This window comes from Pseudomonas sp. CP4 (assembly GCF_047758505.1).
Taxonomy (GTDB): domain Bacteria; phylum Pseudomonadota; class Gammaproteobacteria; order Pseudomonadales; family Pseudomonadaceae; genus Aquipseudomonas; species Aquipseudomonas fluorescens_AO.
The window spans coordinates 1720792-1733942 of sequence record NZ_CP180489.1; the positions used below are offsets into that span (position 1 = coordinate 1720792).

Sequence of the window (13151 nt, forward strand, 5' to 3'; positions counted from 1 at the left end):
GCCGGCCATCGCGGTAAAAACAGTTCCAGGGTTAACCGAGGCCCAGGACAGGGCCTCGCGGGTCAGACCGGGTCGTTGCGTCGCAGCAACTCTTCGGGCAGGTGCTCGATGTATTCGTCCTCGGCCGGTGGCATCTGCAGGTGATAGCCCTGCTTGTCGAGGTTTTCCAGGACCACGGTAATGTCTTCGCTGGCCAGCTTGCGCTCGGGCGACAGCACCAGATCGAACGAATGCTTCGCTTTGCCGAAAGCCGTCATCAGCGCATCCGGCACGCGCTCGAGCGCATCGCTCTTGAGCACGTAAAGATACATGCCGCTGCGCTTGGAGCTTTGGTAGATGGAGCAAATACGTTTCAAGGCTGTTCTCCGGCGGTGGCCAGGCTGTCGAGCAGCTTCTGGCCGAGCAATTCGCGGCGCCAGCCACGCAACGAATCGGGCAATTGGTAAGGCCCCTCGGGAAAGCCGCTTTTGACCAGGGCTTCGAGGGTTTTCTTGCGCAGCATCAGTTCCGGCGCAATACCCAGGCGTTCGGCCTCAGCCTGGCCCAGTGCGCGCAGTTGTTTGATCAGCGCAGCGGCTTCGATCGGCAACGGCTCCGGCACTGCCGGCGGCCATTGATCAGGGCTCACACTGCCAGAGCGCTTGATCAGATCAAGCAGAAACTGCCCGTCCTGACGTACGGTACGCGGGTGCATGTCTTCGATCTTGCCTAGCGCCGCGAGGTTATCCGGCTGCGTGCGGGCCAAGGGCCACAGCGAGTGTTCACGAACAATGCGGTTGCGCGGCAAGTCGCGCGCACGGGCTTCTTTTTCGCGCCAGGCGCACAGTTCACGCAGCACAGCGAGTTGCGCGCGGGACAGCTTCCACGCCAGTTTCGCCTCGCGATAGACCTCGTACGGATCGGTCTCGCGGCGCAGGTTGGCGACGAGTTCGGCGCCATCTTCCAGCACCCAGGCGAACTTGTCGTCGGACAGCTTGGGGCGTAACTCGACGAACACCTCGGCCAGATGCACGGCATCTTCGGCGGCATAGCTGATCTGGGTTTCGGACAGCGGACGCTGCAACCAGTCGGAGCGGGTTTCGCCCTTGGGCAGGTCGATGCCGAGCACCTCCTGCACCAGACGCGAGTAGCCCATCGAGAAACCGAGATTCAGATAAGCGGCGGCCAGTTGCGTGTCAAACAATGGCGCCGGCAGGCTGCCGGTCAGGCGCAGCAGCACTTCGAGGTCTTCGCTGCAGGCGTGCAGGACTTTCAGCACCGCCGGGTTCTCCAGCAGCGCGGCCAGCGGTTGCCAGGCGTTGATGGTCAGCGGATCGATCAGGTAGGCGCGCTTGCCGTCGCCGATCTGTAACAGGCCGGCAATCGGGTAGAAGGTGTCGACCCGCATGAATTCGGTGTCGAGGGCAACGAACGGCAGCTGCTGCCACTCGGCGCAAAACTGCGCGAGGCTTTCGTTGTCGCGAATCCAGTGAATATCGATAGCCACACGGCTCTCCCTTGAAGAATGGCGCGCAGTATATATCGCCACCGACGATTTACGCGCCTTTGCAGGGCAAGAGCTGTAAGGAAATATCTTGCCTGTCAGCAAGAATAGTCTGACAGCAGAAACAGAAAGGCCTGTCGCATCGACGCGACGGGCCGCAAACGCTTCACTCCTTGGCCAACACGCCGTCGATCACCGCGCCGCGACAGCCGGCAAACATGTCCAAGGCAGGTTGATAAACGCTGCTGCGCACCTCCAGCAGACCGAGCATCGAGTGGAACAGGTTGTCCTGACTCAGCGGTTTGTCCCGGCTCATTTGCAAACAGTGTGTGTCGACCGAGTAAGCCTTCTGATAACTGTCGGAGAACCACGCCAGCATCGCTACATGCTTTTGTTGCTCAGGCGCCAACATGTACGGCGTGCCGTGCAGAAACAGGTTGTACTCGCCCAGCGATTCGCCGTGATCGGACACATAAAGCATGGCGGTGTCGACTTTGTCCTGATTAATGCGCAACACATCGATCAGGCTCGCCAGCACATGGTCGGTGTACACCAGTGTGTTGTCGTAACCGTTGACGATACTTTCGCGGCTGCAATTGTTCAGTGCGTTACTTTCACAGACCGGAGTGAAGTGTTCGTACTCCTTGGGATAACGCTTGAAGTAATCCGGGCCGTGACTGCCCATCTGGTGCAGAACCAGCACGGTGTCCTTGTCCAGATGATCGATGAAACCTTGCAGGCCCTGCAGAAGTATTTCATCACGGCATTCGCTGTTGGCGCAGAGCGCCGGATCCTGCAACTTGCTGACATCCTGCACCGTGACGCGGTCGCAAGTGCCCTTGCAGCCGGACTGGTTATCGCGCCAGATCACATCAATGCCGGCCCGCTTGAGCACATCGAGCAAACCTTCTTCGTTCTTGGCTTTGCTGGCGTTGTAATCCTTGCGGCCCATGTTGGAGAACATGCATGGCACCGAAACCGCAGTTTCCGTGCCGCAGGAATGCACATCGGTAAAGGCGATCAGCCCGGCCTCCTTGTTCAGCTGCGGCGTGGTGTCTCGGTCGTAACCGAGAATGCCGAAGTTCTGCGCCCGCGCACTTTCCCCCACCACCAGCACCGTCAGCGATTTGCGTGGCTGGAACTGCAAGTCGGGATTGCGCTGGGCATCTTCGCCAATCTTGATAAACGTCTGCTGCGCCGAAACCACTTGCTCCTGCAGGTAACCAATGGATGCGCCGATGTAATTGCTCGGCACCAGCATCAGGCGAATTTCGTGATGATTGCGAAACAGCGACGACAAGCCTTGGTAGTTGGCCAATGCGACAACACCGATCACTGCCGCAGAGGCGACACTGACGATAACTTTGCTGAACAACTCACGATGCCAGCGCCGATAATTGACCGGTACTTTCCACAACAACAAACACGGCAAAACACCCAGCAAGAGAATATAAGCGAATAACTTCAACGAGAGCAGATCACGCACTTCCGTCGCATTGGTTTCGGCAAAGTTACGCAACATGCCGGCATCGATCATCACGCCATATTGGCTCATGAAATAAGCCACGCCGGCGCTGACTAAAAACAACAGGGTCAACAGTGGTTTAAGCAGTGGCCGGAAAGCGAATAACGTCAGCACGATATTGAACGCGGCAAAGATCATCACGCCAAACGCCACGCGCATGGCGATGCCCTTGCCGTCGGCAGCGGTGATCTCGAGCAGATGTTGCCAAAGCACCAGATTGAAACCGAGCAACAAAAAGGCGCTGGCGAACAACGTCACCCATTCCGGGCGCACGGCTTTTAACTTCAACATGATGAGTGACAGTTCCTGAAAGAAGAGCCTCGTCAATTGTGAAAAATTCATTCACCGAGGCATGACAAACTTTAGGCAGGCATGGATCAATTTTTCGTGAAAAAGATGCTAATGATTAGTTGAACTCGTTTAACGATGTGAAACTTTGCACGTATTTGAGAATGGTTCAGGTTTTATTCAGTTTCTCGCCGTTCACAATTTCCTTGCAGGAATGCGGTGTTATCGAGTTTTTAGGTCTGGCCCGGGATTTTCTGATTTGCTGATGCGCGCGTCGCCAACCTTAATCACCAGCCTCTGCAATCGAAGATCCGCTGATGAATCAAACCCGCCCTGCTGTCTGGCTGATGCTGGCAATCGTCCTCGTGGCACTCAACCTGCGCCCCTCAATGGCAGCCATCGGGCCGCTGCTTTCGGCGATCCGTGGCGATATCCCGTTGAGCTTTACCCTTGCCTCTCTGTTAACGATGTTGCCGGTCATGGCCATGGGACTGGCGATGTTCTTCGGCCTGAGCATCAGCGAGCGCCTGGGCGAACAGCGCACTATTTTGCTGTCATTGCTGATCATCGGGCTGGCGACCCTGTCGCGGCTGTTTATCGATTCGGCCATTGAACTGATCGTCAGCGCAATAGTGGTCGGTATTGGCATCGCGTTGATCCAGGCGTTGATGCCGGTGCTGATCAAGTCGCGCTTCCCTGACAACGTGGCGTTATGCATGGGCGTCTACGTCACGTCGATCATGGGCGGCGCCGCGATTGCCGCCTCGTTCGCGCCACTGGTGCTGGCGCAGGCCGGCAGTTGGCGTGTGGGGCTGGCCATCTGGGCCGCGCTGGCATTGATCGCGTTGCTGGTCTGGTGCTTGCAGCCGGCGCAAACCGTATCAAGGGTGACCCAGCGGGAGTCTTTCATAACGCGCCGCCGCGCCTGGTTGCTGGCGATTTTCTTTGGCCTCGGTACGGCGTCCTACACCTGCATCCTCGCCTGGCTCGCCCCGTACTACGTGGAAAAAGGCTGGAGCGAACAAAACGCCGGGTTGCTGTTGGGTTTTCTTACGGCGATGGAGGTCATTTCCGGCTTGGCAGTGCCGGCGATCCCAATCGCAGTCATGATCGACGCGCAATACTGGCGGTTTTGCTGATGCTGATCATCGGCGGTTTCTGCGGGCTGATACTCGCCCCGGCGCATCTGGTCCTGCTGTGGCCGTGTTTGTTGGGGCTCGGGATTGGCGGCCTGTTTCCAATGAGCCTGATCGTCGCGCTGGATCACTGCGACGAGCCGCAGCGCGCCGGAGGCCTGACCGCGTTCGTGCAGGGGATCGGCTATCTGATCGCCGGACTTTCGCCGCTGTTGGCAGGGCTGATCCGCGATCGGCTGGGCAATTTCGAAGGCGCGTGGTGGGCGCTGACGGCGGTGATGGTGATCATGCTGCTGCTGGTGATGCGCTTCGACCCACGCCACTACGCAAGCCACTTGTCTGGCCCGGACTAGAGGCCTCTGGCCATCTTTCCCGCACCGGGTTGGCAACGTCGTGTTGCTAAAAGTTTCTGTCCCACATGTATCCGTGAAATGCCCTACAAGGGTTTCTCCTGGCACCATCGTTCCGTTAGGATCGTACGCACACGTTTGCGCGAATTCTGCGCAAGGGCACAGCGAGACGGAACTCATGCTGAACAGTAATTTGCTTCGCAAGCTCGACATGCAGGATTTGATGGTATTTGTCGCCGTGTATGAGCAGAGCAGCGTCACCGATGTCTCGGAAACGCTGTTTGTCAGTCAGTCCACCGTCAGTTATTGCCTGAAGAAACTGCGCACCAGTTTCGAAGACGAGTTGTTCATCAATACCCGCACCGGCATGCGCCCGACCTACAAGGCCTGCAGCATGTATGGCCATGTGCAGAAGATCCTCGAAAGCATCAACCTCTGCCACGCCGGGGCCCCGGCCTTCGACCCGAGCCGGCAAGCGGTGACCTTCAACATCTGCGCGCCGGAATATTTCGAGCAATTGATCCTGCCGCGCCTGTTGAAGCGCTTCGATTTCGACGACTTGCCGGTGATGGTCAACATGCACAAGTTTGAAACCGACGTGCCGGCCGATGAGCTGCGCGACGGCAGCCTCGATCTGGTGATCAGTTTCGGCCCGCACTTTCACCGCCAGCATGCAGATCTGAAATCACGGATGCTGCTGGAAGATGACCTGGTCTGTGTCTTCGACAAACGCGCCACACCACTGGAGCCGCGCCTGAGCCTGCAAGCATTCACCGAGCGTCGACATGTATTCCCGACGCCGTGGACCTCGAGCACCAACATGGTCGACGGCTGGCTGGCGCGGCAGGCGCAGAAACGCCAGATCGTCGCGCGCTCGAACAGCTACAGCGCCGCGTTGAAAATGATTACCGGCACCGATTTCATCCTCACCCTGCCCCGCCGTATCCAGCGTTTGCTGACCAACGATGCAGTGTTCAATCACTGCGAGGCGCCGAATGGCTTGCCGGGTTTCACTCTCGACATGCAGTGGAGCCAGAACGCCGATCAGGACAGCGCCAACCTCTGGCTGCGCGAGCAGGTGATTCAGGTGTGCAGCGAGCTGGAAAGCGTCTGAGCCTCAGATGCCGATCGCGGCCTTGCTGTAGGACTCGCGATCGATGTCGAGCAGTTCGACGCACAGTTGAACTTGGAGCCCGGCCGGCCATTCGCACAGTTCCTGCAACACCGCCAGCAGACTTTGCGAGAGCTGCTTCTTGATCTCCGCCGAGCGCCCGCTGAGCAATGCCAGTTTCACATGGACGAAGGCGCGCTCGCCGAGGGCCGTGCCGACCTTGAAGTTCTCCACCTTGATCGCGCGGCTCTTGATATCGAACTCGGCACCAAACTGTCCGGAACCGACCAGCGTGTTGTTGAGCCGGATCAGGGCGATGTCAGCATTCAACTGCGTCAGGTTGGCGGTGTATTCCACGTGCAGGTGTGGCATTGCGGATCTCCAGTCGGCGGATGCGGGGGCGTACGTATACCACAGTCGGCTCAATGCATTACCTGCAGGAGCTGTCGAGTGAAACGAGGCTGCGAGCTTTTGATTTTGTGTTTTTCACAATCAAGATCAAAAGATCGTCCGATCGCGGCCCGAGCCGTCGGCAGCGCCTACAAGGGATCTTGGTGCTCAGTTGGTCGTTCACTCATGAACGCTTCCAGCCGCGAACGCAGCCAGCGTTCGGCCGGGTCGCTGTCGACGTGGCTGAGCCAGACCATCGACAGGTCCAGCGTCGGCGTCTTGAACGGGAACGGTTCCTGGAACAGCGACCCGGACGCCGCCATCGCCGCGGCGGTGTAATCCGGCAGACTGGCGATCAGGTCGGTGCCTGCCAGCAGTGCCGGTAGTGCGCTGTACTGGGGCACCGACAACACCACCTGCCGCGTGCGCCCCAACTCCGCCAGCCATTCATCGGCATAGCCACTGACATTGGCCGTGTGCGACACCAGCACATGCGGGCGAGCGCAATATTCGTCGAGGGTCAGCGGTGTATCAGAGGCATCGGCGCGCAGGATGCTCGGCTGAATATGGCGCAGCAGTTTGCGTTTGGCGTTGGCGGGCAGGCCACGGGTCTGGCTGATGCCGACGGTGATGTCGCCAGCCGCAAGAAGGTCGGGAATGCGCCAGTAATCGACATGCTGTACGACGAACACAACGTTCGGTGCCTCTTGGCGCAGCGCGCGCAACAGCGGCGGCAGCAGGCCGAATTCGACGTCATCGGAAAGGCCGATGCGAAAGGTCATGGTGCTGGTGGCGGGGTCGAAATCGCGGGTCAGGCTCAAAGCCGCCGACAGTGAATCCAGTGCCGGTTTCAGATGGCGGTAGATATCTTCGGCGCGGGCCGTCGGTTCCATGCGATGGCCGACGCGGATGAACAGCGGGTCGTTAAGCATCGTGCGCAAACGGTTGAGCGCCGAGCTGATGGTCGGCTGGCCGAGGAACAGCTTCTCCGCCGCGCGGGTCACGTTGCGTTCGAGCATCAGGGTCTCGAACACCACCATCAGGTTGATGTCGGCCTTGCGTAGTTCATTGCGATTCATCCATTGCCCCTGCTCCCGGAATAGCGGCAGTGTAGAAAGGCCTTGGGGATGCCGTCCATAAACGTTTATGCGGCGGCTTTTGCAGAAACATCCGCGAACGATTGGAAACAAATCCGCGATAGCCAAAAAAAACCGCTGCGCTAGGCTTGCGTCGATGCGCCACAGAGGTTGGCGCGCCTATCAATCGCAGGGAGCGAACCCATGTATTTCGAAATCTACCGACAAACCCGCGGCACCCCGAGCACTGGCAAAGGCCAATGGCGTTGGCGTCTGCGCGCGCGCAACCACGAGACGGTGGCCAGCGGCGAGTCGTATGTGAACAAGGCCGATTGCCTGCACGTGATCAACCTGATCAAAGCCGTACAGGGCGAGACGCCAATCAAGGAAATTTGAGCGAGACCCTTTTCATCGGCGAAGCGGCACCGTCTGTCGCCGTTCAAAGCGTTTATTTGAATGCTCGTCAGCGGTGTTCATCAAAGGTGCATGTACTGCAATGTTTGCTGCCATGCACTCAAGGATTTCAGCCATGTCCCATGAGCACCGCTACCTCATCAGTTTCATCGTCGACAACCAGCCGCAAAGCCGCACGCTGATCCACGATGGCGACACTCTCGACCCCGGTCTCGCTGAAACCCTGGTCAAGACCGCTTTCCCCGAATTGAAGGCTGCTTCACTGAGCGACGTCCAGGTGCAGAAACGCACCAAGCCCGACGAAGGCGACAATATCCCCGGCCACTATCAGCAACCATGAGTCGGGCCCGGGCCGCCACCCTCCATTGATGCTGCGGAGTTTACGCGCCATGAAATCACTCGCCGCGATCTGCCTTGCACTGCTGGCTGTAATCGTCCAGCCCAGCCATGCGGACACTATTGATGCCTTCATCGAAGAGGCGGCACAGCAAAGCCTGTTCCAGCACAACAGTTCGCGCATAGCACTGGAAAAGGCCACCCTGCCCGAGGTCAAAGCGTTTGCCCGGCAAATGATCGCCGAGCATGAGCGTTTCGATAAGCAAATCCGACAACTGGGGCAAAGCCAGCATATGGCAGTTCCCACCGAACCTTCGATGGCATCCAAAGCCAAGCAGCTACGCCTTGAATCAAGGGACAACGCCTTCGACCGCATCTACATCGACAGCCAGGCCGAAACCCTCGAGCAAAAGCTGATGCTGTTCAAGAAAGAAGCGATGTCATCGCAAAATCCGCAGCTCAAGGCTTTCGCCCGGTCCGCCTTGCCGGGCATCGAAAAACAGGCCAAAACCGCTCGGGATCTGCAGGAAAAACTCAAGCCCTCCGCCGGCGCACTGACGCCGCCCAAGCCCTAGATCGATTCCGCAAGCACGGTTCAAGGAGAAACCATGTCGACATCGCCCTGGTGGAAACACGCAGTCATCTATCAGGTCTACCCACGCTCCTTCGCCGACACCAATGGTGACGGCATTGGTGATCTGCCCGGCCTCATCGCTCGGCTCGATTACCTCAAGGCTCTGGGCATCGACGCGCTGTGGCTGTCGCCGGTGTACCGCTCGCCGATGGTCGATGCCGGCTATGACATTTGCGATTACACCGACATCGATCCGCTGTTCGGCCATCTCGCCGATCTCGACAATCTGATCTCACAAGCGCACAACCGTGGCATCAAGGTGCTCATGGATTTCGTGCCCAATCACACTTCCGATCAGCACCCTTGGTTCATCGAATCCCGAGCCAGCCGCGACAGTCGCAAGCGCGACTGGTACATCTGGCGAGATCAACCGAATAACTGGCGCGCCTCCATCGATGGCGGCAGTGCCTGGAGCTGGGACGACGGCAGCCAGCAATACTATCTGCACTTCTTCTTGCCGCAACAGCCGGACCTGAACTGGCATAACCCCGAAGTCGTGCAGGCCATGCACGAGGTGCTGCGGTTCTGGCTCGATCGCGGCGTCGATGGCTTCCGGATCGATGTGGTGCATTGCGTCGGCAAGGATCCGACATTCGCCGATGATCCGCGCTGCCTGGCCGGCGAAACCATGGTGCAGATCAATGACCAGCCCTACAGCCATGAAGTGCTGCGTGGGTTGCGCCGTCTGGTCGATGGCTACCCTGGCGACCGCGTACTGATCGGCGAGGTGAACATCCGTTCCACCGCTCAGGTAGCCGCCTACTACGGCGCCTGCGATGAACTGCATATGTCCTTCAATTTTCCGCCACTGGATGCGCCCTGGGATCCGGTGGTATTTCGCCTGTGCATTCGCGACGTGGAAAGCCTCCTCGGCGCTCAGTCAGCGTGGCCGACCTGGGCTTTATCCAACCACGACAACCGACGCATCCGCAGTCGTTACGGTGGTTCTCTGCGCAGGGCGCGGGCGGCCGCTGTGATGCTGCTGACTCTGCGCGGCACGCCGTTCATTTTTCAAGGTGATGAGCTGGCTCTGGAAGATACCGTGGTCGATGCGCAGACCCGCGTGGACCCCGGTGGCCGCGATGGCAGTCGCGGGCCGATTCCCTGGGCTGCCGATCCACCACACGGCTGGAGCGGGTCTGCGCCGTGGCTGCCCTTCCCGCCCGACGCTGCTGAACTGGCGGTGCAGGTGCAAGAAGCCTCAGCCGAATCAACGCTCACGTTGTATCGCCAATTGCTCGATTGCCGCCGCAAGAGTGAAGCGTTGCGTCTTGGCGACTGGCAGGAATTGCCGTCACACCCGCAAGTGCTGGCGTATCGGCGTCACTGCGCGGGAGACGAACGGATTGTCTGCATCAATTTCGACCAGCGCGAACACAGCTTTCCAATGACCGGTCATTGGCGGGTCGACGTCGCCAGTGACACCGTTGCCGCAAACCAGCCTTTCAACGGAACGCTGGCAGCGGAACAAGCGTTGATCCTGCGCCCGGCCGAGGGCTGATCATGAGCGCCGACTGGTATCGCAAAACCCTGATCTATCAGATTGATCCATCGCTGTTCCTCGACAGCAACGGCGACGGCTGCGGCGACTTGCGCGGAGTCATCGACCGACTCGACTACCTGCAGGCACTGGGTGTCGGCACACTGTGGCTGTTACCGATTTTCGCTTCGCCATTTCGCGATGCCGGGTATGACATCAGCGACCATCGACAGCTCGAGCCGCGCTTCGGCACCGAAGACGATTGGCGCCTGTTGCTCAGGGAGGCGGGCAAGCGCGGCATACGCGTAGTGCTGGAACTGGTATTGCAACACACCAGCAATCAGCACCCGTGGTTTGTTCAAGCACGGCGTGATCGTCATAGTCGCTATCGTGATTACTACATCTGGTCGGACCAGCCAGTGGACGATGGCAACCAGCCTATTTTCCCGTCGGTGGAGGACAGCATCTGGCAGTGGGACGAACAGGCCGGGCAGTTTTACCGCCATTTGTTCTATCGCCATGAACCTGACCTGAATCTGGCCAATCCGGCGGTGGTCGAGGAAATCGAGCAGATCATGGGTTATTGGCTTGACCTGGGTGTGGCCGGTTTTCGCCTGGACGCAGCGTCCCACGCGGTGGAACAGGCCGGTGGCGGCGACGAGGAACAAGGTGTCTGGCTGCTGGAGCGCTTGTCGACGCTGGCGCGGCGGATCAATCCCGAGTGCGTGCTGATGGGCGAAGTCGATGTCGAGCCGGAGCGCTTCGTTCATTACTTCGGTGACGGCAATCGCCTGACCCTGGCACTGGATTTCTGGGTCAATAATCACCTGTTCCTGGCCTTGGCTCGCGGTCAGGCCGAGCCGCTGATCCGTGCGCTGCACCGGCGCCCGACACCGCCCGATGGCGCCAGTTATGCCGTGTGGCTGCGCAACCATGATGAGCTGGATCTGGAACGTTTGACCGAACGCGAGCGCAAGGAAGTCATGGAAGTGTTCGCGCCGGATCCGCACATGCGCGTATATGGACGCGGGATCCGACGTCGCCTGGCGCCGATGCTGCGCGGGGATGTCGGTCATCAGGCCCTGGCCCAGGCACTGCTGGCGTCGCTGCCCGGTACGCCGATTCTGCGTTACGGCGAAGAAATCGGCATGGGCGATGATTTGCGCCGTCCGGAAAGACTCTCGGTGCGTACACCGATGCAGTGGTCAGCCGCGCGCAACGCCGGGTTTTCAACCGCCGCTTCAGCCAGGCTGGCCGCACCGATAATCGACCAAGGGCCGTTCGCTTTTGCGCAGCTGAACGTCGCCGCACAGCAAGCGGATGACCGCTCGTTGCTGAGTCGTTGCCGATGCATCCTGCGAGCGCGCGCGAACCTTGCTGAAGTCGGTGAAGGCCAATGGCAAATACTCGACAGCAGTCATCCTGCAGTATTCGCCATCGTGCACCGGGCGCAGTCGTGCACACTGATGTTGTGCAATCTCAGCGACAAACCGGTGAGTCTCGACGACACGCTCGATATCGTTTTGCAAGACTATGAACCGATCCTCGCAGACCGGAAATATGCCGCGCCGGACCGAGGCAATCTGGCCTTGGCCGGCTTCGGCTATCGCTGGTTTCGCTGGCAACCGTCAGAGCTGTAGAAGCACCACGGCCACGAGGCCGGCGATCAGCGCAGACACTGCCAGCACTTGTGTCGAGGTCAAGGCCAGCGCCGCGTCCTTTGATCGGCCGACGAAGCGGCCACGGGTCTGATGCAATCCCGGCTGCGCCTCGAACAGGTTGTCCGGATGCTCGTTGTCCTCAGGCTCGCTGGTTTGCTGGCCGGACCAGGCGGCACGCGCCATCAGACGGTCGAGCAAACCCGGCATGACCGATTGGCCGATAATCGCTTTGATCGTCGATCCTCCGAGCCAAAGCTCGCGAGGTGGATGCCTGACCACACTGAAAATCGCCCGTGCTGCCACGTCGGGGTCGTGGATCGGTGGCACCGGTTGCGGGCGCTTGGGCAGTTTGTTACGCGCCCAGTCGAACTGCGGCGTATTGATCGCCGGCAATTGCACCATGCATACGCGGATACGGCTACGCTCATGCAGTAACTCACAGCGCAATGAATCAGTAAAACCGCGTACAGCGAACTTTGCCCCGCAATAGGCGGCCTGCAATGGAATGGCGCGATAGGCCAGCGCCGAGCCGACCTGGATGATCAATCCTTTGTTGCGTGGACGCATCAACGACAATGCTGCCAAGGTACCGTGAACGGTGCCCAGATAGGTCACTTGAGTGACGCGCTCGATCTCGGCGGCGGACAACTGTTCTATCGGCGAAAGCACCGTAACCATCGCTGCGTTGACCCACACTGCCAGCGGCCCGAGGTTGGCTTCCAGTTGCTGCGCGGCCTCCTGCACAGCCAGCGCATCGGCGACATCAACGCTGACCGTTTCCACCTGGACGCCATACGATTGCAGCTCTTCCTGCGTAGCGGCCAGTCCCGCCGGATCCCGCGCCAGCAAGCCGATACGGTAGCCGCCAGCGGCAAACCGGTGAGCCACCGCACGCCCGACGCCGGCACTGGCGCCACTTATCACCACCAAAGGTTGCTCCTGCATGGATCGCCCTCCCTGACGCTCAGTCAATCGGCCCGATATTGATCATCAGGTCTTCGCCCAGCCCTTGCACCTTGGCCAGCACATCCACCGGCGTCTCGCTGGAAAAGTGCACGACGTAGCCCATGCCGCTGCCGTCTTCCTCAATCGCGCTGACCCAAAGCTCCACCTCGTCAGCATCCAGCCCCAGCGCCTGGCCGAACTGGCGGTTGCGGTGATCGGAATCGGTTTCGTCCATCGGATAATCGCTCACGGCCAACATCTCCTCGGGGATCGATCCCCTCACTGGTTGCTCAATGCGGTCTTTAGGATGGACGCCGAAGGC

At 59.6% G+C, this 13151-nt stretch carries 13 protein-coding genes and 1 pseudogene; 7 read left to right on the forward strand and 7 right to left on the reverse strand.

Annotated features, from left to right (window positions below):
* Positions 1 to 62: 62 nt before the first annotated feature.
* The 3 genes from ACMYUN_RS07650 to ACMYUN_RS07660 form a co-directional block, all read right to left on the reverse strand.
* Positions 63 to 356 carry a YcgL domain-containing protein gene (locus ACMYUN_RS07650; RefSeq protein WP_016771234.1) on the reverse strand — a complete coding sequence of 98 codons (294 nt, stop codon included), beginning with the start codon at positions 354 to 356 and terminating at the stop codon, positions 63 to 65.
* A complete protein-coding gene (rnd, locus tag ACMYUN_RS07655; protein ID WP_039760942.1) occupies positions 353 to 1486 on the reverse strand; it encodes a ribonuclease D in 1134 nt (377 codons plus the stop codon). Before rnd ends, ACMYUN_RS07650 begins: the two co-directional genes overlap by 4 nt.
* A 163-nt stretch (positions 1487 to 1649) precedes the next feature.
* Positions 1650 to 3299, reverse strand: coding sequence for a phosphoethanolamine transferase (locus ACMYUN_RS07660; RefSeq protein ID WP_415763382.1), 1650 nt, complete (start codon positions 3297 to 3299; stop codon positions 1650 to 1652).
* 314 nt (positions 3300 to 3613) lie between these two features.
* Between ACMYUN_RS07660 and ACMYUN_RS07665 the strand changes: the two are divergent.
* Both ACMYUN_RS07665 and ACMYUN_RS07670 read left to right on the forward strand, forming a co-directional pair.
* Positions 3614 to 4785 (forward strand): annotated as a pseudogene (locus ACMYUN_RS07665) (cyanate transporter).
* Between the two features lie 175 nt (positions 4786 to 4960).
* Positions 4961 to 5896: a LysR family transcriptional regulator gene (locus tag ACMYUN_RS07670; RefSeq protein WP_039760938.1), complete on the forward strand. Its 936-nt coding sequence runs from the start codon at positions 4961 to 4963 to the stop codon at positions 5894 to 5896.
* A 3-nt stretch (positions 5897 to 5899) separates the two neighbouring features.
* On the opposite strand, the gene ACMYUN_RS07675 is transcribed toward ACMYUN_RS07670, so the two are convergent.
* Complete coding sequence (locus tag ACMYUN_RS07675) at positions 5900 to 6265, reverse strand: 5-carboxymethyl-2-hydroxymuconate Delta-isomerase (protein ID WP_039760936.1); 366 nt, start codon at positions 6263 to 6265, stop codon at positions 5900 to 5902.
* A 167-nt stretch (positions 6266 to 6432) separates the two neighbouring features.
* Positions 6433 to 7362: a LysR substrate-binding domain-containing protein gene (locus tag ACMYUN_RS07680; protein ID WP_415763383.1), complete on the reverse strand. Its 930-nt coding sequence runs from the start codon at positions 7360 to 7362 to the stop codon at positions 6433 to 6435.
* A 201-nt stretch (positions 7363 to 7563) separates the two neighbouring features.
* Here ACMYUN_RS07680 and ACMYUN_RS07685 point away from each other — a divergent pair, with 201 nt between their 5' ends.
* The 5 genes from ACMYUN_RS07685 to ACMYUN_RS07705 all read left to right on the forward strand — a co-directional run bounded on the left by ACMYUN_RS07685 (position 7564) and on the right by ACMYUN_RS07705 (position 11863).
* Positions 7564 to 7755, forward strand: a complete 192-nt coding sequence (locus ACMYUN_RS07685; protein WP_016771242.1) for a YegP family protein — start codon at positions 7564 to 7566, stop codon at positions 7753 to 7755.
* A gap of 133 nt (positions 7756 to 7888) precedes the next feature.
* A complete protein-coding gene (locus ACMYUN_RS07690; RefSeq protein ID WP_039760932.1) occupies positions 7889 to 8113 on the forward strand; it encodes a hypothetical protein in 225 nt (74 codons plus the stop codon).
* Positions 8114 to 8162: 49 nt separating this feature from the next.
* Positions 8163 to 8684, forward strand: a complete 522-nt coding sequence (locus ACMYUN_RS07695; RefSeq protein ID WP_415763384.1) for a DUF4142 domain-containing protein — start codon at positions 8163 to 8165, stop codon at positions 8682 to 8684.
* A gap of 33 nt (positions 8685 to 8717) precedes the next feature.
* On the forward strand, positions 8718 to 10244 hold the full coding sequence (locus tag ACMYUN_RS07700; RefSeq protein WP_415763385.1) for an alpha-amylase family glycosyl hydrolase: 1527 nt from the start codon (positions 8718 to 8720) through the stop codon (positions 10242 to 10244).
* A gap of 2 nt (positions 10245 to 10246) precedes the next feature.
* Entirely contained in the window at positions 10247 to 11863 is a 1617-nt protein-coding gene (locus tag ACMYUN_RS07705; protein WP_415763386.1) for an alpha-amylase family protein, read from the forward strand.
* Here ACMYUN_RS07705 and ACMYUN_RS07710 read toward each other — a convergent pair.
* Together ACMYUN_RS07710 and ACMYUN_RS07715 are read right to left on the reverse strand one after the other, a co-directional pair.
* Positions 11852 to 12829, reverse strand: a complete 978-nt coding sequence (locus tag ACMYUN_RS07710; RefSeq protein WP_415763387.1) for an SDR family oxidoreductase — start codon at positions 12827 to 12829, stop codon at positions 11852 to 11854. The two genes, ACMYUN_RS07705 and ACMYUN_RS07710, sit on opposite strands and share 12 nt — an antisense overlap.
* A 19-nt stretch (positions 12830 to 12848) precedes the next feature.
* Positions 12849 to 13079: a hypothetical protein gene (locus tag ACMYUN_RS07715; RefSeq protein ID WP_039760929.1), complete on the reverse strand. Its 231-nt coding sequence runs from the start codon at positions 13077 to 13079 to the stop codon at positions 12849 to 12851.
* Between the last annotated feature and the right edge of the window lie 72 nt (positions 13080 to 13151).